We start from the raw sequence: 23,060 nt of genomic DNA, 5'->3' as shown, positions 1-23,060 counted from the left end.
TTCCGTCGCGATCGATCCCCCGTCGCCCCATAGGCGACACTGTCACCCGTGAACAAGAAGAAGCTGAGGGCACCAAGCCCGGCCGATGACCGAGATGACCACACCATCCACCGACGACACGCTGCAGCCATTGCAGCGGGAGGTCCAGCGCCTGTTGGGCCGTTGCCTGCTGCGCCTTCAACAGTACGAGCGCCTGATGAAGGCCATCGTGGCACACCACGACATCTCCGGGCCGGCGCATTCGCTGGAGGCCATCCGCGCGGCACGGATCGAGGGCGCGGCGACCAAGACCCTGGGCACGCTGGTGGGCCAGCTGTTCGGGTCGTATGTCGTGACCGATGGCGAGGAGGCCGTCGAGCAGGACGCCGACCTGTCCACTGACATGATTTCTTTTCGCACGCGCATGCAATTGCGCCTGTCCGCGGAGGACTATGCCAAGACGCAGGCTGACCTCAAGGAACTGGTGTCCATGCGCAACACCCTGGTGCATCACTTCATCGACCGCCACGAGCTCTGGACGGCGGCCGGATGCCTTGTCGCACAGGATGCGCTCACGACCGCCTACGCGCGCATCGACCAGCACTTCGAGCAACTGCGTGGCTGGGCCGAGCACATGGACCAGGCGCGACGCCTGGCAGCGGAGTTCGTCCAATCGGATGTGTTTCATGACCTAGGGAGACTCTGATCAAGTCCACCGTCTGCTGAGTTGCTGCGTTGTCGTCGCAGGCAACGCAGGAGGCGGCAGATGAAGCAGATCAGTTTGGCTCGCGGCGGTTTCGATCGGTACAGCAAGACCACCAAGCGTGCGGCCTTTCTGGCCGAGATGGATCGGGTGGTGCCTTGGGCGCAGTTGTGCGCCTTGATCGAGCCGCACTACCCCAAGGCCGGGCGCGGTCGCCACCCGGTGGGCCTGGAGCGCATGCTGCGCATCCACTTCCTGCAGCACTGGTTCAACCTGAGCGATCCGGCCGTGGAGGAGGCGCTGTACGAGTCCACTTCCATGCGCGAGTTCGTGGGCATCGACCTGGGCCACGAGCGTGTGCCCGATGAGACCACGGTGTGCAAGTTTCGCCATCTCCTGGAGCACCACGAGTTGGGCCGCCGGATCTTCGAGGAAGTGGGCGTCCATCTGCAGGCGCAGGGCTTTCGGCTGAGCACCGGCACCATCGTGGATGCCACGCTCATTGCCGCGCCCAGTTCCACCAGGAACGCCTCGGGCGCGCGCGACCCCGAGATGAAGCAGTCCAAGAAGGGCAACCAGTGGTACTTCGGCATGAAGGCCCACGTGGCCGTGGATGCGCGCCACAAGCTCATTCACCGGGTGGTGGCCACCTCGGGCAACGTGCACGACGGCAAGGTGCTGCCGCAGCTTTTGCATGGCAAGGAAACGGCCGTGTGGGGCGACGCGGCCTACGCGGGCCAGGGCCAGGTGATTGCGCAGCACGCGCCCTGGGCGCAGGACTTCACGCAGCACCGAGGCCGCGCCTACAAGTACCTCAGCCCGATGCAGCGCGAGATCAACCGCCGCCGCTCCAAGGTGCGTGCCCGGGTCGAACACGTCATCGGCGTGATCAAGCGCATCTTTGGCTTTGCGAAGGTGCGCTACCGAGGGCTGGCCAAGAACGGCAATCGCCTGTTCGTGGCCGCTGCCCTGGCCAACCTGTTCACCGTCAGGCGCCCACTACTGGATGGCCTGCGGGCATAGGTGCGCCCGCAGGGCGCCAAAGGGCGCCGCAAACCCTCAGCGGGGCCGCCTCAACGCCGAAATCAAGCCTCGATTGCAGCCCAACAACCGCGCCCATCTCAAAATCGCGGCCTGATCAGACCTTCCCTAGTGGTCAATGGCATTGCACCGGACGGCACGGTGGATTGGCCGGCGGCCGGTATCGTTCGGGCGTTGCGAGAGGCAGCTGCGCAGTTGGCCGTCGAAGGATGGACGCCAATCGCCGTCGCTGGCCGCTGGATCGCGGATCGGAATCCAGAGCAGCTTCCCGCCAAATACGGCTGCAGCAGTTGGCGGCAGGTGGTGCATGAGTGCCGCTTGTTCGATCTTCGCTACCGCGAGGTGGATGGGCAGTGAGCCGCCAGGTACCGACCTCGCGAGGCATAGCCTCGCAACGCAACCTTACCTCACCGCGAGCTGCGAACATTCCCGCCGAGCTATCCCCAGGGGATAGCCGGCACACACAGCCATCCGCGTCGAAAAAACCTGGCGAACGGCGATAGCGGTTTCTCGACTGACAGCCTTCCGGCTGGCACGGATGCTGGCGACTCGTTTCATCACCACGAGTCGTTTCCATGGCCACCGAACCATTGCAGCTCAACCTGGGATCGCTGCGCAGCGCCATGTCGCTGACGTTGCACACGCACCACGCCTCCCGCATCTGGCACGGCCGCGCCGTCGCCGAAGGCCGTCCCGGCATCATCGGCCTGAACGGTTACATCAGCGCGATGAACAAGATGAAGCGGGGCGCCGAGCAGGATGATCCTTACAGCGACTGGTGGATGCTGCGCATCGAGGACAAGCTGGCCCAGACCAAGGCCAGCCTGCAGGCGCTGCGCGAACAGGTGGATCAGGCATTGGCCGGCGTGCCCCCGGCGCTCAGCCTGGGCGAGAACCTGAACGTGCAGCCGGTCAAGCTGCCGCTCTTCGTCAATGCCCAGCTCGGCTTTGCCGCCGTCTACCTGCTGGCCGACTACGACGATCTGGCCCGCAAGCTGATTCTGGCCCACCACACGGCATTGATCGACCGCAGCACGTTGGAGCGCTGGCTCAACGACGGCGCGCATGCGCTGCGCAGCCTGTTCTCACTGGCCCAGCAATATCGCTACTCAGGCACGACGCGCGACGACTTCGCCTCGAAGAACGCAGCGGCGCGTGCGGCGCTGGAGAAATTCGGCGAGCTGCCGCAGGAGGTGCTCGACGGCACGCGCCGCTCGGGCTTTGCGCCACCGATCGCACGCCGGGGTGGACGCGTCGAACCAGCGCTTGCCGCATCCGCGGATCCCGTGGCTGTCGATCCGGCACCCACGTCCATCGATGGCGCAACCGATGCAGATGCTCCGGACGAGGACGCCGCGGCATGACGGCACCGACCACTTCCGGCCCGGCTCCACGCTTTGCGCCGCTGGAACACGCAGACTTCCAGCGCCTGGAACACGCAGGCTACCTAAAAGGCCTTTTACAGCCTTTTAAAGGTAAGGGGAGTTTGGAGACCTGGGCCAGCCAGTGTCTGGCGCTGCGCGACGGGTTGATCGTCCTGGCACAGCGGCGCGTGCTGCCCCAGGCGCGGGCCTATCCCTTCAGCCTGCTCGACGTGCAGCTGGCCCAGCAGACCACTGGCGCAGGGACGACCTTCTTGCGCTGGCGCAACCTCGACCGATCGTCCATGGGTGTGGCGCTGTGGGAGGAACTGCTGGTCCAGCCTTCCACGCCCGCATCGCTGATCAATGACCTGCATGCGATGGAGCTGCAGCGCATCGCGCTGAACATGCAAATCAGCCTGACCCACAGCATCGCCCGCCACGCCCAGGAATGTGCCAGCCGGATGGCTCACGCCGAGGCAGTTCACCTGCGGCGTGCCCATGAGCATGCCGCCTCCTCGCCCGTACCCACCCCCACCACCAACCACACCACCTCCAAGGAGTCATCACCATGAGCACGCATTTCGTTGGCGAGGGCAATATCGGCTCTGCGCCAGACTATCGCGAGTTTCCCAACGGCAACGAAGAGCCGCGCCGGTTGCTGCGCCTGAACGTATATTTCGACAACCCGATCCCGAAACGGGACGGCGAGTACGAGGACCGTGGCGGCTTCTGGGCGCCGGTGGAGCTGTGGCACCGCGAGGCTGAGCACTGGAAGACGCTGTACCAGAAGGGTATGCGGGTGTTGGTCGAAGGCCGCACGGTCAAGGACGAATGGGAGGATGCCGACGAGAACGAGCGCGTCACCTTCAAGGTCGAGGCGCGGCGCGTGGGCATCCTGCCGTACCGCATCGAGGCTGTGACGCTGGGTGCCAAGTCCACCAGCGGCCAGTAGCACGCAGGCCAAGCCACCGCGGCGCGCGGCTGTAGCAACCGTCAGACGCCCGCCATGCACCAGCCATGGTGCTGGCGAGCTATCCGCAGGGTATAGCTCCACTGAGTTCCACTGGCTTCCAGCCGCCCCCCGACACGAAGCTGCTGGCTCGGATACCGCGGTGAGCCGTGGAGTCTCCTGCGGCAGTGATTCTTCCGCAGACCTCCCAAACCGGTGTCGATCCCCGCCGGCTTTCTTGCTGCTGGTCAGTGCCGGCGTCGCCATGCTGGTGACCATCCGATGATCCGCACACTTTCAAGGAAGCTTCATGCGCGTGTTCCTGTGCGAGAAGCCCTCCCAGGGCAAGGACATCGCCCGTGTTCTGGGCGCCGGCCAGCGAGGCTCCGGTTGCTACAGCGGTTCCGGTGTCGTCGTGACCTGGTGCATCGGTCATCTGGTCGAAGCGGTTCCGCCCGAAGGCTACGGCGAGCAGTACAAGCGCTGGGCCATCGAGCATCTTCCGATTCTTCCCGAGTGCTGGCGTGTCGAGCCCAAGGCGGCGACCGCGGCGCAATTCAAGGTCGTCCAGCAGCTCATCGGCCAGGCCCGCGAGTTGGTGATCGCCACCGATGCCGACCGCGAGGGCGAGATGATCGCCCGCGAGATCCTCGACCTGTGTGGCTACCGAGGGCCGGTACTGCGCCTGTGGCTTTCCGCGCTCAACGACGCCTCGATCCGCAAGGCGCTGGGTGCGCTCAAACCGTCGAGCGAGACGCTGCCGCTGTACTACTCGGCCCTGGCACGCTCGCGCGCCGACTGGCTGATCGGCATGAATCTGAGCCGACTGTTCACGCTGCTGGGACGGCAGGCCGGCTACACGGGCGTGCTGTCGGTGGGGAGGGTGCAGACGCCGACGCTCAAATTGGTGGTGGACCGCGATCGCGAGAGTGCACGCTTTGTCTCCGTGCCGTTCTGGGCCATCGAGGTCACGCTATCCCATACCGGCCCATCCTTCCTCGCTACCTGGGTTCCGCCCGAAGGCTGCACCGGCGATGCCGGCCGCTGCCTGCAGCAGCCCGTGGCGCAGCAGGCCGCCGAGCGCATGCGCGCCGCCGGCACGGCTCAGGTGCTGTCGGTCGAGACGCAGCGCGTACGCGAAGGGGCACCGCTTCCGTTCGACCTGGGCACCTTGCAGGAAGTCTGCTCCAGGCAGTTGGGCCTGGACGTGCAGGAAGCGCTGGACATTGCCCAGGCCCTGTACGAAACGCACAAGGCAACGACCTATCCCCGTTCCGATTCCGGCTACCTGCCGGAGAGCATGCTGGCCGAGGTACCGACCGTGCTCGACAGCCTGGTCAAGACCGACCCGGGTCTTCGCCCGTTGATGGGGCAGATCGACCGCAGCCAGCGTTCTCGTGCCTGGAACGACGCCAAGGTCACGGCGCACCACGGCATCATCCCGACGCTGGAACCCGCGAACCTTTCGGCCATGAATGAGAAGGAACTGGCGGTCTACCGACTCATCCGCGCGCATTACCTCGCGCAGTTTCTGCCGCACCACGAGTTCGACCGGACGGTGGTGCAGTTCTCGTGCGGCGGGCAGGCGCTGGAGGCCATTGGCAAGCAGATCGTGGTGGCGGGTTGGCACGTGGCGCTCGCGCCGGAAGCCGGCAATATGGATGGCGAAGAGGGGCGGCGCAGCCAGGTGCTGCCCGTGCTGCAAGCCGGGCTGATCTGCCAGGTCCGCAACGTGGAGCCCAAGGCGCTGAACACCCTGCCGCCCAAGCCTTACACCCAGGGTGAACTGGTCAAAGCCATGAAGGGAGTCGCCAAGCTGGTTGCCGACCAACGCCTGAAGCAGAAGCTCAAGGACACCACGGGCATCGGCACCGAGGCCACGCGCGCCAACATCATCGGCGGCCTGCTGGCCCGAGGCTATCTGCTGAAGAAGGGCCGTTCCATTCGGGCATCGGAAGCGGCCTTCACGCTGATCGACACCGTGCCGGCGGCCATCGCCGATCCGGGCACGACGGCGATCTGGGAGCAGGCGCTGGACATGATCGAGGCGGGCCAGTTGACGCTCGACACCTTTGTCGCGAAGCAATCCACCTGGGTGACGCAGCTTGTGCAGCAGTACCGCGGCGCCACGCTGGCCATCCAACTGTCGCCGTCGCCACCATGCCCGCAGTGCGGCGCGCCCATGCGCCGGCGCACCGGCAAGAACGGCAGCTTCTGGTCATGCAGCCGTTACCCTGACTGCAAGGGCACGCTGCCCATCGAGTCCGAGCAGAGCCGGCGAGCCTCCCTTCGCAAGCGCAGCAGCCTGCCCAAGGCCTCCTGACGCCACGAACCCTCACGCCGCGCCACCCGCCCACGGACGGCGCGTCCATCTCCCGCATCCCGCGGGAATCCCCAGTGCACCTTACCTTCAGCGACGGTGTGCGCGTCTCGCAGATCGGCCATGGACACGCGAGGCGGGAAGGCCATTGCTCCTCACGCCGCGTTCGGTACGGCCCCTTGGTCAAGGTACTTTCGTCGATGGCGAGGGGTCTCCTGGCGACTGCCTGGCCTGTGCCGCAGCGAGCCGCCAGGAGACCCCTTGGGTCAACGGTATTCGTTGCCGGTGCCCGCCGGCGGAACAACGGGCTCCCTTTGTGCGCGGATGTGTGCCGAAGGATGTCGACCCCAGCCACGATATGGGTCGAGTGCGATTGCTGGTGCAGCGAACGGCTTTGACGACGGCCTGGACTGTGACAGCCCACGGGTGGTTTCTTCTTCTGCGGCCGGAGGCTTCGTGCCTTCGGCCAGTTGGTCCCGTCTGATCCGACAACGGCGCCGCTCCGTCTCAAAGCGGCACGAACACGATGCGGTTTTGCCCACGACCTGGACAAGGCTTCGCGCCCATGCTCAGGCCATGCGTTGCTGACCCTCGTCAGCGCCATGCCCTGGCAGCTTCGATCTTCAAGGCTGCAACGCGGCTCGCCGCGTGGATCGATCCAGTCCGCTTCGCATCGCCCAGCGGACGAGCGTCTTTTCGACGCCGATGCTTCTTCTTCAACCCCTCGGGACGTTCCGCTCCCGTCAGGGCGTGGGGTCCCGGTCTTTCTATCGGGAGAAACCATGTCCCTTGCTCTCGCATCGGTGCCCTTGAGCGCCGCACAGGCCAAGTCCCAAGCCATTGGCTACCTGTCTCTGGCCTACACGGGCAAACGCCTGTCCCTGAACGTGCTCTGCAGCGCCGCCGGCCACTACATCGGCACCGCCGACGTGGACGGCCCGGTGTCCCGCGAGTCCGCTCAGTACTTCCGCTCGTACCAGGCCGCCAGCCAAGCCCTGGCGAGGGGGCACTGGCAGCAGCGGCTCTATCCCTGAGCCCTCTACTGAACCCTTCTGCACGGAGATTTCTCATGAACCCGTCTCTCCCGCAAGACGTGCTCGACCAGATCGCACGGGAAGAAATCCACTTCGCGCAGGCGCCCGAGGTCTTCTTCCAGGCCTGGAAGCGCGGAGTCAAGATCGCCGGTCCCCAGTGGTTCGGCGATGGCACCAGCGAAGGCTTCGAGTGCGCTGCAAGCAAGTGGGATCTGCGGCCCGCGATGCGCAGGATCAGCGGTGCCCTGGGTGTCTTGAGCCCTGGCGAAGGCGTGTTCCTTGCCGCCATGGCGAGCTTCTACAACGCCCGCGAGGGCGGGGCGCTGCTCAAGCGCTGTGGATTCCAGGGCCTGGCCGACCTGAGCGGCCTCGATCTGGAGCGGCGCCGGGTCATCGCCGATCTGATGCTGCACTACAGCGGATGGTGAAACCCCGACGGGTTCGCCGCCGCAATTTCCTTCTCAACCCTGTGAGGGCGTTGCCAGCAGCATGCCCAGGCAGTCAAGACCTTCAAGACTGCGGCGCGGCTCGCCGTGCCGGTTCGCGTTCATCACCGGGCGCGTCCAGTGCCCATCCAACCAACCCACACGGGACATACCTCCCTTGTGGACGGGAGTCCCTTGTTTTTCGCCAGGAGATTTCCCATGGATACCCAAGCCATTCGTGCGCAGCTGCCGACACTGGTTGTTGGCCATGTGCCGTCCAACGTCCGTAGCTTCAAGTACAACGTCTTCGACGGTCAGCCCAAGGTGTCGGCGCTGGGCTTTCACATCGATCCCAAGCCCTTCGAGGGCAAGGTCATTGCAAAGACTGACCAGGCCATCGTCATCAAGACCGGGCGGGCCGAGTTCTCTGTGCTCGACCGCTCGCTCGTGACCGAGGAGCCGGAAGAGGGCGCCAAGGTTCAGGTCGAACCCTACGCCAGACGTCGTTTCGACGGCCTGCGAGCCGACACGCCCGAGGAAGTCACCGAGTTCACAGCCGACGGCAGGCCCTACACGGTGCAGCGCTACGTTCTGGGCGCCGCCCCAGCGAAGCTGCCCATCCCCGAGCCTCAGTGCCCCGAACTGCGGGACCTGATCCAGCAATTGGAACAGTTGCCCGCGCCCGATGGCTTTCGGCGCATCACCCACCTGCTGGTGGATGCCAACGCACGGGATTTCACCTGGGTGGATCCGCTGCCCGATGACATCATCGCCACGCCGCCGGCCATTGGCTTCACCGTGACCTCGGCGAAGTTCCAGGGCCATGTCACCGTGCTCTACGACCGCGGCGCCGACCTCTACGCGGTGGAACTGCGCCAGGGCGGCGAAGTGGTCGACCGGGTGGACGAGGTGTTCTTCGACACCCTGGGCGAGACGCTGGAGCGGCTGATCGACGACGGGAACTGGCGCTTGATCCACGTTCAGTGCCTGACTGGCCGCAAGTCGACCCCGCACTGACCTCTACCCCCTGTCCACGTGACGGGGGATTTCTTCCCTTTCCTGGAGAGCACATCCATGTCTGTTCGATTCAAAGGCACGACCTGTCCGCGACTGCGACGCACCTGTCGCTGGAGGCGATCACGCCCGCGCGCGGCAACTGAGCATCCCTTCCCAGGCCTTCCATCGCGAGGGCTTTTCTGCCTTCTGACCCGCAGCCGCCGCAGCCAATCCGGAATTCAGCAGGTGCCGATTCCAGGTGGCGTGGGCATCGAGATGGGACCACGCTTGCCGTCATGTTCCGCTGACTCCCGTCAGCAGCATGCCCAGGTAGCCACGATCTTCCAGGCTACGGCGCGGTTCCTACCGCGTTGATCGACAACCAGTTCGCACCGGCATCCACGCGCGAACGTCCACCGGCCCTGCCGATGGCGATGCCATCCAAGCTGTTCCCTTCAACCCACGCGGGGGTTCCACACCTTCCCCGCCTTGGGTCGGGTGTGTCTCCGCCTCTTTGTTCCCAGGAGATTCACCATGACCACTTCCACCGACAAGTCCTTTTTCGACCTGCACATCACCGGCCTCGGGTACCTCAATCGCATTCGCGAGGTGAAGCCCAAGAAAGGCGATTCTTTCCTAGCCTGCGACATCGCGGCCCTCAATGGTCCCAGCGATGACGTTTCGTATGTGCGCTTCGACACGCGCGTCTCGGGCTCTGAAGCGCAGCACCTGGTGCGCCGCTGCATCGAGGCCGTCGATGCCGAGAAGAAGGTAATGATCGGCTTCCGCCTGGGCGACCTGTGGACTGACATCTTCACCTACTCCAAGGGGAAGAACGCCGGCAACCCCGGTGTCAGCCTCAAGGCCCGCCTGCTGTTCGTCAGCTGGATCAAGGTCGACGGCAAGCTTGTCTACAAGGCCGAGCCCAAGTCGGCCGAAACTGATGAGCGCGATGCGCGCGAACCGGACGCCTCTGTGGCGACCGACGCGGCGGCTGCGCAGCAGGCCCCCGAACCGAAGCCCGAGCCTGATGCGCCTGCGGCCGAGGCTCCTGTCGACGAGGCAGCCGATGCGCCCGCATTGGCCGAAGCCGAGTCGTTCTGATCCGCGAGGCCCCGTCCCTGGGGCCTTGTTTGCATCAGCAGGAGATTGTCATGATCACCCTACCAGGCCAGTTGGCCATCAAGACCATCCACGGGCGCAACGGCGATTTCAACGTCGGACGCCTTGCCACCTCGATTGGCGAATTCGTCGTGAAGAACGCCGAACTCGATCAGTACGCCGAAGGCAAGTACGAGGGGGATTTCGTCATTGCCGAGATCCGTCCCTCCACCTACAACGCCAACGGCCGCATGGTCATCGAAATCCGTGCCCACCTGGGCGGGATGACGTTGTCCAACATCGATGCCCTGAGCGGTGACGAAGCCCGCCGGCTGAGTCCGCAGGAAGTCGATCCGATCGACGAGGAAGCGCAGGCAACCACGCCGGCCCCGACGAAGGCTCCGGCCAGGTCGAAGCGGCGGCCCGCACACGATCCCCTGGTCGATACCACGCCGTTCGGCAGCGAACCCGCTGCGGCGGCATCCGAGACTTCGGCTGACGATGCGGTGCTGTTCGGCGCGCTCTGGCCGCTGGACGAGCCCGTCAAGCTCGATGCCACCGTGGATCGGCGTGTGCTGCGTCAGCAGCGCGACCGCCTTGGGCAATTGGGCTACGAATTCGCTCCGCTGTCCCAGGACTGGCATCTCGCCCAGGCCTGACACCTGCCGCAGCGCAAGTTCGCGCCGGACTGAGCCGCTGTTCCCCTGTGGGCTGCGTTGCTCCTCAACTGTCCCATCCAGGCCCTGCATCGCGGGGCTTTTCTTTGTCCCACGCAGTCACACGATCGGCCTCGGCCGCTCGAAGTCGATTGCCTTATTCCTCAAGGAGATCGTCATGCAACTCGCATCCCGCTTCGCTCATCGTTCCCCAGTGCTACGCTCGGATCACCCACTCTCGGATGAGCAGATCCGCACCGTCGCTCCCTCCATCTTCGCGGACACGCCGCACGAAAGCCGATCCGAGCGGTACAGCTACATCCCCACGGCGGCAGTGCTGACCGAACTGCGCCAAGAAGGCTTCCAGCCGTTCATGGTGTGCCAGACCCGCGTGCGCCACGAGGACCGCCGCGACTACACCAAGCACATGCTGCGCCTTCGCCATGCGAGCCAGATCAACGGCGCCGAGGCTAACGAGATCATCCTGCTCAATTCGCACGATGGCACCAGCAGCTACCAGATGCTCGCGGGCATGACCCGCTTTGTCTGCCAGAACGGCCTGGTGTGCGGTGACACGTTGGCCGACGTGCGCGTGCCTCACAAGGGCAACGTCACCGATCACGTGATTGAAGGCGCTTACGAGGTGCTGCATGGCTTCGAGCAGGTACAGAACTCGCGCGATGCCATGCGTGCCATCACGCTCGACGACGGCGAGGCCGAGGTCTTCGCTCGTTCGGCACTGGTTCTGAGATACGACGAGGGCGGTAAGACCGTACCGATCACGGAGAGTCAGATCCTTCGCCCCCGTCGTTTCGACGACAACCACTCGGACCTGTGGTCGGTGTTCAATCGGGTCCAGGAGAACCTCGTCAAAGGCGGCCTGGCCGGCCGCAGTGCCAACGGGCGTCAGCAGCGTACCCGGCCTGTCCAAGGCATCGATCAGAACGTCCGGCTCAACCGGGCGCTTTGGCTGCTCGCGGACGGCCTGCGACAGTTGAAAGCCTGACGTCCCAAACGGATCGTGTCCATCGTGGCGCGGTCCGCTTTTTTTCATTGGTGCGAGGCCGGAGGCGCCGGAGCAAACGGGGACGGTGCCGGCAGCGCTTTGTTGCTCACGTTCTTCGGCCGTTGCAGCAGGCTCGACCTCATGTCTGTCGGCGAAGTCGACCACATGCCCAGGTAGCCAAGACCTTCGAGGCTACGGCGCGTTGCGATGCGCAGGTTTCTTTTTCCACCCCTTGGGGCAGTCATTGCCCCGGCGGGACGTGCTGCCTCCGATTCATTCGAGGACAACACCATGCCTGCCACCCATCCTTCCAAGACGCTGTGCCGCATCGACGAATGCCCCGACCTGATGGCCGACGGCTGCATCGGTGACGAGAACGGCAACCTGGTCTTTCTCTCGACCTGGGCGCGCGACACCGCCGTCCAGGAATTTCTGGCCCGCCTGACCCTGGGCCGGGATGAACAGGGACTGGACCAGTTCCATGTCATCACGGAGCAGGGCGCCAGCCTGCCGGTTCTTGTCGGAAACGTCGAGAACCTGGAAAAGCGCATCACTCGCGCCTACCGGCGCACGCTGTTCGGCGCGCTCTCCAACCTGTGGCTATTTGATCGCCGCTGCGTGCGCCCAGACAAGGCCAACGCCAGCGCGCTGGCACTGCTGCCACGGGATTCCGCCCATCGGATCGACCGGCTGTGGACGCTGGTGCGGGACACCTGCCCGCTGCCGCTGCTCGATCACTGGCGCGACCTCGTGCTGGAACTGCTGCAGGGCAAGTCCATGCTGACCCGCTTGCCTTTCGCCCTCGGCCCTCTCGAAGGCCACCGGCTCGCCATCGACGTGGCGGCGCTGACCCAGACCCTGGGCGGCCTGATCCGCAGCGGCGTGCTCACAGCCGAAGCCCCCCAGCTCCAAGCGGTCTCGATGCCGTTGCTCGAAGCGGTCTCGATGCCGTTGCTCGAAGCGGTGGCTTGAACCGTCTTCTTCATCCATGCCTTCAGGAGAATCCCATGGCACTCATGTTCCCGCGGCTCGCCCGCAATTTCGTGAAGAACGGGTATTACCCCACGGACGAACCCACGCTCGAACGAGCACTCGCCGCGCTGGCGCCTGCTGACTTCGGCGGGCCGATGTGCATCCTCGATCCCTGCGCTGGCGAAGGCGTGGCGATCACCGAAGCCGCCCATGCCCTCGGGCGCGAGCAGGTGAGAGCATTTGCCGTCGAGTACGACGCCGAGCGTGCGCAGCATGCCCGGCAACTGGTCGATCGCTGCATCCACGGCGACCTGATGGACACCTTGATCAGTCGCCAGAGCTTCGGCCTGCTGTGGCTCAACCCACCGTATGGCGACCTGTCCAAGGACGCCAACGGCAACATCGGCTACCAAGGCCAAGGCCGCGCCCGCTTGGAAAAGCTCTTCTACCAGCGCACGCTGGCGCTGCTGCAGTACGGCGGCATCCTGGTCTTCATCGTGCCCGGTTACGTGCTCGACGCGGAATTGGTCGGATGGTTGACCCACCACTATGCGGATTTGCGTATCTACCGCGCGGTGGAGACGCAGTTCAAGCAGGTGGTGATCTTCGGCCGCCGGGTTCGCCAGCGCGACCAGGCTGCGGAGTCGGTCAAGGCCACACGCAGCTTGCTGCTGCAGATCGGGCAAGGCGACGTCGAAGCCGAGGAACTGCCGGCCGAATGGCCGTTCCTGCCCTATGTGATCCCCGTGAGCCCAGCCGAGCCGGAGCATTTCTACCGAGTAACGATGGAGCCCGAGCAGTTCGCCGATGAAGTCGGCCGGCTGCAAGGGCTCTGGCCGATGCTCGATACGCACCTGGGCGCCGCGCAACAAGCGCTGCGGCCGCCGGCGCGGGCCTTGTCGCACTGGCATCTCGCCCTGGCCCTGGCCGCGGGCGCGATCTCGGGTGTGGTGAAGTCCAAGACCGGGCGCGTGCTCGTGGTCAAGGGCGACACCCACAAGGAGAAGACGTTGCAGACGGAGTACACCGAACGCGACGACGGTTCCGTGGCCGAGACGCGCATCCTCACCGACAAGTTCGTTCCGGTCATCCGTGCCTGGGACATGACACCGGGCTCCGCCACGCGGGGCGAGGTGTTGACCATCCGCTGACCTTCATTCCCCGGGCGGCCTCGCGCCGTTCATCTCTTCCCACTTCGGGGCATGCCATCGCCCCGGAAGGAGTGGTGCATGCCCCATTTCTCTTGGAGCATCACCATGTCACTCGATCTTGAAACTGTCCCCGCCGCTTGCGATGCACCTGTGCAGGGTGATTTGCAGGATCCGGCCGCTTCTCCCCTGACGCTGAGCCTGCAGGCCTTCGTGTCCGAGTTCGGCGACGAACTGCTCGATTCGCTCAACCGTGCCAATCCCCCGGTCTACACCGGGCAGGCGCGTGCACATCGGCAGGTTGTTCTGGCCAGCCTCAAGCGCAAGCTGTTCCTTGCCCAGGCTGAGGTGGTCCATGCCGTCACCGAACTGCTGGCCGACAGCGGCGAGCGCGCCGCGATCGTCAATGGCGAGATGGGGTGTGGCAAGACGACTGTCGGCATCGCAACGGCTGCCGTGCTCAACGCCGAAGGCTACCGCCGCACCCTGGTGCTTTCGCCTCCCCACCTGGTCTACAAGTGGCGGCGAGAAATCCAGGAGACGGTGGCCGGCGCCAAGGTCTGGGTGCTCAACGGCCCCGACACCTTGCTCAAGCTCATCAAGCTGCGCGAGCAGCTGGGCGTGGCGGCAGCCGGCCAGGAGTTCTTCGTCCTGGGCCGCGTGCGGATGCGCATGGGTTTTCACTGGAAGCCCGTCTTCACCCGCCACCGCACCTGTCACGGCGACGTGGCGGCGTGCCCGGACTGCGGCCATGTCATCACCGACCTCGACGGTGAGCCGGTCAATCCGGTCGAGCTGGAGGCCGAGGAGTTCCGCCGCAAGTGCAGCCATTGCGCCGCACCGCTGTGGACGCTGATCCGCCCAAGGAGCCTGTCCTCTCACGACCAGTCCTCCGCTGTGCTCAGAGCCTTGAAGCGCATCCCGACCATCGGGGAAGTCACCGCGCAGAAGCTGATGCAGAAGTTCGGCGATGCCTTCCTGGCCTCGATGCTGGGCGACAACATCCACGAGTTCATCAACCTGATGGACGACCAGGGTGAACTGGTCTTTTCCGACCGCCAGGCACACCGCATGGAGCGGGCCATGGCGAACATGGAGTTCGGTTTCGGCGAGGGCGGCTACCAGCCGTCCGAGTACATCAAACGCTACCTGCCGCAAGGCACGTTCGACCTGCTCATCGCCGACGAAGCCCACGAGTACAAGAACGGCGGCAGCGCCCAGGGCCAGGCCATGGGCGTGCTGGCGGCGAAGTCGCGCAAGACCTTGCTGCTCACCGGCACGCTGATGGGCGGCTACGGCGACGACCTGTTCCACCTGCTGTTCCGAGCCCTGCCTGGGCGAATGATCGAAGACGGCTACCGTCCGACCAGGAGCGGCAGCATGACCTCGGCCGCGATGGCGTTCATGCGCGATCACGGTGTTCTCAAGGACATCTATTCGGAAAGCATCGGCACGGCGCACAAGACAGCCAAAGGCACCAAGGTATCGGTGCGCACGGTGAAGGCCCCGGGCTTCGGCCCCAAGGGCGTGCTGCGCTGCATCCTGCCGTTCACCATCTTCCTCAAGCTCAAGGACATCGGCGGCAACGTGCTGCCGCCCTACGATGAAGAGTTCCGCGAGGTGGCGATGGATGCGGGTCAAGCCGCGGCCTATCGCGATCTGTCAGGGCGTTTGACCTCGGAGCTGAAGCAAGCCCTGGCCAAGCGCGATACGACGCTGCTCGGGGTCGTTCTCAACGTGCTGCTGGCCTGGCCGGACACGTGCTTCCGGTCGGAGACGGTGGTGCACCCGCGCACGCACCAGACCTTGGCCTTCGTTCCGGCTCAGTTCAATGAGCTGGAGGTGATGCCCAAGGAACGCGAGCTCATCGAGATCTGCAAACAGGAGAAAGCGGACGGTCGCAAGACCCTGGTCTATTCGGTCTACACCGGTACGCGCGACACCACGTCGCGCCTGAAGGTGCTGCTGGAGCAGGAAGGCTTCAAGGTGGCGGTGCTGCGCGCCAGCGTGGATGCCTCCCGCCGTGAGGACTGGATCGCCGAGCAGCTGGACCGCGGCATCGACGTGCTCATCACCAACCCCGAGCTGGTCAAAACCGGCCTCGACCTGTTGGAGTTCCCGACGATTGTGTTCATGCAGTCGGGCTACAACGTGTATTCGCTGCAGCAGGCGGCTCGGCGCTCATGGCGCATCGGCCAGAAGCAGCCGGTGCGCGTGATCTACCTCGGCTACGCCGCTTCTTCGCAGATGACCTGCCTGGGGCTGATGGCCAAGAAGATCATGGTGTCGCAGTCCACCTCCGGCGACGTGCCTGAATCGGGGCTCGATGTCCTGAACCAGGACGGTGATTCGGTCGAGGTTGCACTGGCTCGGCAACTGGTGCACTGAGTTCTGTCATGCTGGATCGGCCCCCTCGGGGGCCGATTCCTTTTGCGGGCTGCCGTCGTTGTGTTCGGCGGCGATCATAAAAATAGGCGCCAGGCTGTCCAGCAGCGCCGTGAGCGCCTCGACCAGACGCGCAATGGTCAGCGCGATCTCTTTGCTTCCCTCGGCGAAGTGGTGCCGTAGCAGCTCATCCACGTCGATGTCACCCGTGTCCACGCCGAATTGCCGGATAGGCTGGAACAGCCCGAGTTCTCGGCTGCTGAAGGCGGCGGCATGGATCAACTCATTGCGCGGCCCCCGATAGCTCTCTACGGCCTGCGTGACGCCCTGCAGGGCCGCATGGATGTCGGGATGATCGGCCTTCACCTGCTTCTGGACGAATCTATTGCCGCCGATGCTCTCGAACTTGGCCTTGTCCTCCAGCAGCGCCGAGCCGACCAGACGGTGCGCCCGATCAACGAAGCCGATGACGCGCAGCACGAAGTTCTCGTAGTGGTAGCGGTAAATGTCCGGATCCGGGCTGGGCTGGTTCCCCTGGTCCAACACGAAGCCCATGGTCAGGCGCAGGGCCGCCAGCGCGTTGTCCAACTCCGATACCCGCTCGGCCACGCCCGTCGCATAGATCTCCGCAGTTGATCCTGGGAACTTCGTTCCACCTGACTGCAGTTCGGCCAACCCCTTGAGAGCGTAGCTCTGCAGATGCGGCAGCTGTACCCGAAGGCCTGGGTGGTCGATCAGTCCGCGTCGGTGTGCTTGGTCGTCATCTGGATTCATCGCAACAGTCTGCCGCAATGACGGCGGGGGCGACAACGAATCGGTGATACGGCGCCAATCCGGTGGTGGCGTGCTTCCCATTTGGTGCTGCCATCTGCGTTGCGGGAAGCGAAGGTAACGGCTCCATGTTTCGGGGAGCCTATTCCAATGAGACTGTCCGCCCGTTCCCTCCGTCCTCTTGTCTGCATCGCCAGTCTGGCGGGGGCAATCCTTGCCACAGGCTGCGCGACGACAGTGCTGCCATTCGAGCAGGCGCAAACACCTGCCACGCCGGAGCAGCAACCTGTACCGACCGTGGGTGCGGTCACGCCCGCAGGCGCCGTGCCTGTCTTCCGCCATGGCCGCTACACCCTGGTGGAACTGATGCCGGAAAGGGCGCAGCGCGACCTGATGCAACAGGTCGTGGAAGTCACCATCACGCCCGAGTTCAATTCCTCGGTCGGCGACGGCATGCGCCATGTCCTGCAGCGCACGGGCTACCGGCTGTGCGATGCGTCGGAGGCCGTGGCGTTGTATGCGTTGCCGCTCCCCGCCGCCCATCTGCGGCTCGGGCCACTGGTCTTGCGCGATGCGTTGCGGATTCTGGCCGGGCCGGCGTGGACGCTGTCGGTCGATGACGTTGGCAGGGAAGTGTGCTTTCGGCGCACGGCGGTATCTGGTTCGGCGGCCGCCACTGCTGATGTGAAGCAACCCCAGATCACGGAACCCGAGGAGGTGCAGCCGTGAATATCCCGCAGATGCCTTCCGGTCATGCCGTTCGTGCGCGCTGGCTCAAGATCGCCGTGGCCGTGTGGCTGCTGCTGGTCAGTGTGCTGGCCATCATCAACAGCGTCGGCTTGTCGCGACTGAGCGAGCAAAGCCAAACCAGCGCCCAAGATGCCCAGGTTCAGGCGTTGGCGAATCGCGTCGCCGAACTGGAGCAGCAGGCTGGGGCTGTCAAGCATCAACCCAAGCCTGTCGCCCAGGCCGATTTCGACACCGCGCGTCAAGCGCTGGACGAACGCCTGGTGCGCGTCGAGCAGGCGAGGAGCACCGATGACCATGTCAGCGAGGTGCAGACCCTGCAGGCGCGCGTTGGCGCGATCGAGGAGCGTTTGAACAAGACGGCTGCAGAGGCCATCGTGCCCCGGCGTACCGCCGAGACTCCCAAGCCCAAGGTGCCGGTTCCGCCGTTCAAGCTGGTCGGCCTGGAGCTGCGCGGTGGGGAGCGCTTCCTGTCCGTTCTGGCGCCCGGAGCGGCGACCGTGCGTGACGTGCGGCTGCTGCGCGAGGGCGACACCGTGGGCGCATGGCAGCTCCAGTCCATCGAGGCGCAGGCCGCCGTGTTCCGTGTCGACGGCCAGGCCGTGCGCGTTGCTGTGCCGTAGGAAAGCGGCCATGAAGCAAGGCTTGCTGCCAGCATCGGCGCTTGCCCTGTACCTCGTTGGCCTGCCCAGCGCGTTTGGGCAGTCGGCGCCGGTGGCAGCTTCTCGTTCGGCACCAAGCCAGGTGCTGAACAGCGCCGATGCCGCGCTCGACGAGCGTCAGGCCAAGGATTGGGGGTTGCGCTCGGAGGAATGGGCGCGCTATCGGCAACTGATGCAGGGGCCGCTGGGCGTCTATTCACCCAACCTGGATCCGCTCACGGCGCTGGGCATCGAAGCCCGGAGCGACGAGGAGCGTAGCCGCTATGCGGAGCTGCAGGTGCAGGCCGAATCGCGGCGCGTCGGTAAGACCTTGGCCTACCAGCGGGCCTATGACGCCGCGTGGCAGCGCCTCTACCCAGGCTTGCAGCGCGTGAACCTTCCGGGGGCGCAGGCGTCCAGTGTCGGCAACCAGGGTTCCGGGCGACTGGCGGTGTTCGTCAAGGCCGATTGCGCGCCATGCGAGCAGCGGGTACGCCAGATGCAGGGCGCGGGCACGGCCTTCGATGTCTACATGGTCGGTAGCCGCCAGGACGATCGGCGCATCCGCCAGTGGGCCACCCAGGCCAGCATCGATCCGGCTCGGGTGCGCGCCCGCACGATCACGCTCAACCACGATGGCGGGCGCTGGCTGTCGCTGGGCCTGCCCGGCGAACTGCCGGCCGTGGTGCGCGAGGTGAATGGGCAATGGCAGCGACAGTGAGTCTGTCCCCTGCGCTGCGGGCCACGCTGATCGTCACTGGCGCCTGGGCATCGGTGATCTATGCGCAGGAACTGCCGCCACCGGCGTACCAACTGGCCGCGCAACAGGCCGGCATACCGTCGCCGGTGTTGTACGCGGTGGCCCTGCAGGAGAGCGGCACCCGGCTGCGCGGTCGTCTAATCCCCTGGCCGTGGACGCTCAACGTCGCGGGCAAAGCCGAACGCTACGCCACGCGAGCCCAGGCCTGCACGGGCTTGGATCGAGCGCTGGCCCGGACTCCGGCCAATCGGATCGACGCCGGCCTTGGCCAAGTCAATCTCGGCTACCAGGCCCATCGCTACCGCCACCCTTGCGATCTGCTCGACCCGTACCGCAATCTCGCCATCGCTGCGGAAATCCTCCAGGAGCAGCACGCCCCCGGCGAGGACTGGCTGATCGCCATCGGGCGCTACCACCGCCCCGCCGGTGGCGAACCCGCCGCCCGCTACCGCCTTGGGGTTCACCGGCACCTGGTTCGCGTGCTGGGGCCAGACCTCCCTCCGATCACCATCCAGGCCACCACGCCATGAAGCGCATGATCCTTGCCGCGACCTTGGGACTGCTCACCGCAGCCAGTGCCGCAGCGCAACGCACCACCGAACCCTTGATCGTCGTCGAGGATCGCGGCGGTACCTCGGCGCTGCCGTACTACCGGGCGCTGAATCCCCAGAACGCGCCAGGCCAGCTGCCCGCACCGGTGCCGGCGCCCCGGATCGGCGGGCCGGCCGATGCCGAGGCGGCCATGCTGCCGGTTCGCTCGGCGCGGCTGTCTCCGGGTGATGAGCCGCGCCGCGTCATCCGAGCGCCAGGCCTCACGGCGCTGTTCCTGGTCGGTGACGACGCGCGCTCGCGCGCCTGGCTCCGGCAACGGCGCGCGGCGCTGCAGGATCTGCGCGCCGTGGGCCTGGTGGTCAATGTGGCGACACCCGAGGCCCTGGCCGCACTGCGCCGGCTCGCCCCCGGCCTGATCCTGTCGCCAGCTTCGGGCGACGACGTCGCCCAGCGGCTGGGCATCCGCTACTACCCGGTGCTGATCACCGCGACGGGCATCGAGCCCTGAGGCGGGGCCCGAGGTGAAGCACCCGTCATGGCCCAGTCCCAGACTGTCGAGGTACTGCTGCGGCCAGCGGTGGAGCTATACACCGTGGCGATCTGCGCCGGCGCAGGGCTGCTGTGTCTGGTGGCGCCATGGTCGCTTGCGTTGAGCCCCTTGCTGGGCCTGGGTAGCGCGCTCGCATTTCTGGCCTTTGGTGCCATCCGATTGCGAGATGCATGGGCCATCCTGCGCTACCGGCGCAATATCCGCCGGCTGCCGCGCTACGTGATGACCAGCCGGGACGTGCCGGTCAGCCAGCAGCGGCTGTTTGTGGGGCGGGGTTTCCGCTGGGACCAGCGCCACACGCACCGGCTGATGCAGACCTACCGGCCGGAATTCCGCCGCTACGTGGAGCCGACGGCAATCTACCGTGTGGCGCGACGACTGGAAGAGCGTCTGGAGTTCGCGCCGTACCCGTTGTCCCGGCTCTCCAAGGTCCTGGTCTGGGACAGCCCGCTGAACCCCGCGCGACCGCTGCCGCCGGTAGGCGGCCTGCCGCGCCTGCATGGCATCGAGCCGCACGAGATAGACGTCAGCCTGCCGCTGGGCGAGCGGGTCGGCCATACCCTGGTGCTGGGCACCACGCGCGTGGGCAAGACCCGCCTGGCGGAGCTGTTCATCACCCAGGACATCCGTCGCAGGAGCGCCGCTGGAGAGCACGAGGTGGTGATCGTCTTCGATCCCAAAGGCGACGCCGATCTGCTCAAGCGCATGTACGTGGAGGCCAGGCGGGCAGGGCGGGAAGGGGAGTTCTACGTCTTCCATCTCGGCTGGCCGGACATCAGCGCCCGCTACAACGCCGTGGGGCGCTTCGGTCGCATCTCGGAAGTCGCCACCCGCATCGCCAGGCAGCTCTCGGGCGAAGGCAACAGCGCCGCTTTCCGCGAGTTCGCCTGGCGCTTCGTCAACATCATCGCGCGCGCCCTGGTGGAACTGGGGCAGCGGCCCGACTACCTGTTGATCCAGCGTCACGTCGTGAACATCGACGCGCTGTTCATCGAGTATGCCCAGCATTTCTTCGCCGGGAACGAGCCCAAGGCCTGGGAGATCATCGTCCAGCTCGAAGGCCGTCTGAACGACAAGAACATCCCGCGCAACATGATCGGCCGCGAAAAGCGCGTTGTCGCGCTGGAGGAGTACCTCTCCCAGGTGCGCATCTACGACCCGGTGCTCGACGGCCTGCGTAGCGCAGTGCGCTATGACCGCACCTACTTCGACAAGATCGTTGCCAGTCTCTTGCCACTATTGGAGAAGCTGACCACCGGCAAGATTGCGCAGTTGCTGGCGCCGAACTATTCTGACCTGAACGACCCTCGGCCGATCTTCGACTGGATGCAGATCATCCGCAAGCGTGCGGTGGTCTATGTCGGGCTGGATGCGCTCTCGGATGCGGAGGTGGCTGCGGCAGTCGGTAACTCGATGTTCAGCGACCTGGTGTCGGTGGCCGGGCATATCTACAAGTTCGGCATCGACGATGGCTTGCCGGGCGCCACCACCCGCCAGAAGGTGCCGATCAACGTCCACGCGGACGAGTTCAACGAGCTGATGGGCGACGAGTTCATCCCGATGATCAACAAGGGCGGCGGTGCCGGAGTCCAGGTCACGGCCTACACGCAGACCCTCTCGGACATCGAGGCGCGCATCGGCAATCGGGCCAAGGCGGGCCAGGTGGTCGGCAATTTCAACAACCTGTTCATGCTGCGTGTGCGCGAGACGGCCACGGCCGAACTGCTGACTCGGCAATTGCCCAAGGTCGAGGTCTACGCGACCACGGTGATGAGTGGTGCGACCGACAGCTCCGACCCAACGGGTAACACGGCGTTCACTTCCAACACGCAGGACCGCATCAGCAGCACCAGCGTGCCGCTGATCGAGCCGGCGCATGTGGTCAGTCTGCCCAAGGGACAGTGCTTCGCGCTGATTGAGGGCGGGCACCTGTGGAAGGTGCGCATGCCCTTGCCGGCACCGGACCCCGACGAGGCCATGCCCAAGGATTTGCAGGAGCTGGCCGGCTACATGCGACAGCATTACGTCGAAGGCGGCGACTGGTGGGAGGGGCAGGGGATCACCGGCCTGCAGGAGCAGGCGCTGCCAGATGATCTGCTCACGAACTTCCAGCAGATGGCCGCCGAAGGATCTGGAGAGCAGGTCGGGGAAGGAGCATCGGCATGAGCGATCCGGCCGCCGCGGCTCAACGCCAGCAGGTTCGGCAGCAAGGGTTGATTGCCAGCGTCGTCACCTTGCCGTTCCGGTTCTTTGGCGTGCTGTGCGGTTCGCTGCTGCTGTGTATCGTGATCGAGTGCGTCGGGATGCACTTCTTCTGGCCGGAGGCGGGCTGGCATCACGCCCAGGTCATGCTGGGTCACGAGTTGGCCTTGGTGTCGGAGAACTTCACGCGCAGCGTGCTGGTGCAGGAGCCGGGACGCACCGCCCACAAGATCATCGAGACGACCTACGAATGGTTGTTCGTGAAGAGCGGGCTGATGGAGTGGATACGCGACGCCGCCGCGCGGTCACGCGCTGGAACCCAGAGCCAAGCTCACGACTTCCGGTACTACCTGGGTATGGTCTATGTGCATGTGGAGAGCTACCTGATCGCCTCGGCCTACATCGTGCTCGTGTTTCTGGTGCGGCTACTGGTGCTGACGCTGACCTTGCCGCTGTTTATGCTGGCCGCTTTCGTTGGCCTGGTGGACGGGCTGGTGCGGCGGGACGTGCGCAGCTTTGGCGCAGGGCGCGAATCGGGGTTTGTCTACCATCGGGCCAGAGCGAGCCTGATGCCGCTGGCGGTGCTGCCGTGGGTGATCTATCTGGCGCTGCCCGTCAGCGTGCATCCGTTGCTGATCCTGCTCCCCAGTGCGGCCGTGCTGGGAGCGGCGGTATGCATTGCGGCCGCGACGTTCAAGAAGTACCTGTGAGCCTCTGTTCGCATGTTGTCCTGATGACTGGTATTGGTCAGGAGCACA

Annotated in this window: 24 protein-coding genes; 23 read left to right on the top strand and 1 reads right to left on the bottom strand. The window is 65.4% G+C overall.

The genetic code is table 11. The features are described 5' to 3' along the window. Positions 1-94: 94 nt before the first annotated feature. The 16 genes from ACIPRI_RS05135 (at position 95) to ACIPRI_RS05060 (ending at position 16,082) form a co-directional block, all read left to right on the top strand. Complete coding sequence (locus tag ACIPRI_RS05135; RefSeq protein WP_446620297.1) at positions 95-685, top strand: hypothetical protein; 591 nt, start codon at positions 95-97, stop codon at positions 683-685. A gap of 60 nt (positions 686-745) precedes the next feature. Further along, the gene (locus ACIPRI_RS05130) at positions 746-1,705 is read left to right on the top strand and encodes an IS5 family transposase (RefSeq protein WP_446620296.1); all 960 of its coding nucleotides are present in this window, start codon (positions 746-748) and stop codon (positions 1,703-1,705) included. A gap of 129 nt (positions 1,706-1,834) precedes the next feature. Then, on the top strand, positions 1,835-2,080 hold the full coding sequence (locus ACIPRI_RS05125; RefSeq protein WP_446620295.1) for an OST-HTH/LOTUS domain-containing protein: 246 nt from the start codon (positions 1,835-1,837) through the stop codon (positions 2,078-2,080). A 218-nt stretch (positions 2,081-2,298) separates the two neighbouring features. After that, positions 2,299-3,087, top strand: a complete 789-nt coding sequence (locus ACIPRI_RS05120; protein WP_446620294.1) for a PFL_4669 family integrating conjugative element protein — start codon at positions 2,299-2,301, stop codon at positions 3,085-3,087. Further along, the gene (locus ACIPRI_RS05115) at positions 3,084-3,659 is read left to right on the top strand and encodes a DUF3158 family protein (protein ID WP_446620293.1); all 576 of its coding nucleotides are present in this window, start codon (positions 3,084-3,086) and stop codon (positions 3,657-3,659) included. The genes ACIPRI_RS05120 and ACIPRI_RS05115 overlap by 4 nt, the downstream gene beginning before the upstream one ends. Then, a complete protein-coding gene (locus ACIPRI_RS05110) occupies positions 3,656-4,039 on the top strand; it encodes a single-stranded DNA-binding protein (RefSeq protein WP_446620292.1) in 384 nt (127 codons plus the stop codon). The genes ACIPRI_RS05115 and ACIPRI_RS05110 overlap by 4 nt, the downstream gene beginning before the upstream one ends. A gap of 307 nt (positions 4,040-4,346) precedes the next feature. After that, entirely contained in the window at positions 4,347-6,359 is a 2,013-nt protein-coding gene (locus ACIPRI_RS05105; RefSeq protein ID WP_446620291.1) for a DNA topoisomerase III, read from the top strand. Positions 6,360-7,138: 779 nt separating this feature from the next. Continuing rightward, positions 7,139-7,390 (top strand): hypothetical protein, encoded by a 252-nt coding sequence (locus ACIPRI_RS05100; RefSeq protein ID WP_446620290.1) that lies wholly within the window; start codon positions 7,139-7,141, stop codon positions 7,388-7,390. A 35-nt stretch (positions 7,391-7,425) separates the two neighbouring features. Next, the gene (locus tag ACIPRI_RS05095) at positions 7,426-7,818 is read left to right on the top strand and encodes a hypothetical protein (protein WP_446620289.1); all 393 of its coding nucleotides are present in this window, start codon (positions 7,426-7,428) and stop codon (positions 7,816-7,818) included. 216 nt (positions 7,819-8,034) lie between these two features. Beyond that, entirely contained in the window at positions 8,035-8,832 is a 798-nt protein-coding gene (locus ACIPRI_RS05090) for a GTPase (RefSeq protein ID WP_446620288.1), read from the top strand. Positions 8,833-9,345: 513 nt separating this feature from the next. Beyond that, entirely contained in the window at positions 9,346-9,915 is a 570-nt protein-coding gene (locus ACIPRI_RS05085; protein ID WP_446620287.1) for an STY4534 family ICE replication protein, read from the top strand. A gap of 50 nt (positions 9,916-9,965) precedes the next feature. After that, the gene (locus ACIPRI_RS05080; protein ID WP_446620286.1) at positions 9,966-10,571 is read left to right on the top strand and encodes a DUF3275 family protein; all 606 of its coding nucleotides are present in this window, start codon (positions 9,966-9,968) and stop codon (positions 10,569-10,571) included. 175 nt (positions 10,572-10,746) lie between these two features. Beyond that, complete coding sequence (locus ACIPRI_RS05075) at positions 10,747-11,574, top strand: DUF932 domain-containing protein (RefSeq protein ID WP_446620285.1); 828 nt, start codon at positions 10,747-10,749, stop codon at positions 11,572-11,574. 291 nt (positions 11,575-11,865) lie between these two features. Next, entirely contained in the window at positions 11,866-12,546 is a 681-nt protein-coding gene (locus ACIPRI_RS05070; protein WP_446620284.1) for a hypothetical protein, read from the top strand. A gap of 35 nt (positions 12,547-12,581) precedes the next feature. Beyond that, positions 12,582-13,697, top strand: coding sequence for a DUF6094 domain-containing protein (locus ACIPRI_RS05065; protein ID WP_446620283.1), 1,116 nt, complete (start codon positions 12,582-12,584; stop codon positions 13,695-13,697). 105 nt (positions 13,698-13,802) lie between these two features. Then, positions 13,803-16,082, top strand: coding sequence for a helicase-related protein (locus ACIPRI_RS05060; RefSeq protein ID WP_446620387.1), 2,280 nt, complete (start codon positions 13,803-13,805; stop codon positions 16,080-16,082). A gap of 6 nt (positions 16,083-16,088) precedes the next feature. Here ACIPRI_RS05060 and ACIPRI_RS05055 read toward each other — a convergent pair whose 3' ends face one another. Continuing rightward, the gene (locus ACIPRI_RS05055) at positions 16,089-16,853 is read right to left on the bottom strand and encodes a hypothetical protein (protein ID WP_446620282.1); all 765 of its coding nucleotides are present in this window, start codon (positions 16,851-16,853) and stop codon (positions 16,089-16,091) included. Between the two features lie 147 nt (positions 16,854-17,000). On the opposite strand from ACIPRI_RS05055, the gene pilL2 reads away from it, so the two are divergent. The 7 genes from pilL2 to ACIPRI_RS05020 are packed head-to-tail and all read left to right on the top strand — an operon-like array spanning position 17,001 to position 23,012. Further along, on the top strand, positions 17,001-17,579 hold the full coding sequence (gene pilL2 / locus ACIPRI_RS05050) for a PFGI-1 class ICE element type IV pilus protein PilL2 (RefSeq protein ID WP_446620281.1): 579 nt from the start codon (positions 17,001-17,003) through the stop codon (positions 17,577-17,579). Further along, positions 17,576-18,220, top strand: coding sequence for a hypothetical protein (locus ACIPRI_RS05045; RefSeq protein ID WP_446620280.1), 645 nt, complete (start codon positions 17,576-17,578; stop codon positions 18,218-18,220). The genes pilL2 and ACIPRI_RS05045 overlap by 4 nt, the downstream gene beginning before the upstream one ends. A 10-nt stretch (positions 18,221-18,230) precedes the next feature. After that, positions 18,231-18,959, top strand: a complete 729-nt coding sequence (locus tag ACIPRI_RS05040; protein ID WP_446620279.1) for a TIGR03759 family integrating conjugative element protein — start codon at positions 18,231-18,233, stop codon at positions 18,957-18,959. Beyond that, the gene (locus ACIPRI_RS05035) at positions 18,944-19,528 is read left to right on the top strand and encodes a lytic transglycosylase domain-containing protein (RefSeq protein WP_446620278.1); all 585 of its coding nucleotides are present in this window, start codon (positions 18,944-18,946) and stop codon (positions 19,526-19,528) included. The genes ACIPRI_RS05040 and ACIPRI_RS05035 overlap by 16 nt, the downstream gene beginning before the upstream one ends. After that, positions 19,525-20,058: an integrating conjugative element protein gene (locus tag ACIPRI_RS05030; protein ID WP_446620277.1), complete on the top strand. Its 534-nt coding sequence runs from the start codon at positions 19,525-19,527 to the stop codon at positions 20,056-20,058. Before ACIPRI_RS05035 ends, ACIPRI_RS05030 begins: the two co-directional genes overlap by 4 nt. Positions 20,059-20,085: 27 nt before the next feature. Continuing rightward, entirely contained in the window at positions 20,086-22,266 is a 2,181-nt protein-coding gene (gene traD, locus ACIPRI_RS05025; RefSeq protein ID WP_446620276.1) for a type IV conjugative transfer system coupling protein TraD, read from the top strand. Next, the gene (locus ACIPRI_RS05020; protein WP_446620275.1) at positions 22,263-23,012 is read left to right on the top strand and encodes a TIGR03747 family integrating conjugative element membrane protein; all 750 of its coding nucleotides are present in this window, start codon (positions 22,263-22,265) and stop codon (positions 23,010-23,012) included. The genes traD and ACIPRI_RS05020 overlap by 4 nt, the downstream gene beginning before the upstream one ends. Positions 23,013-23,060: the final 48 nt, after the last annotated feature.

Source organism: Variovorax sp. LARHSF232, assembly GCF_052871435.1.
The sequence above is the reverse complement of the archived record's forward strand: the minus strand, read 5'-3'. Positions and strand labels throughout refer to the sequence as shown.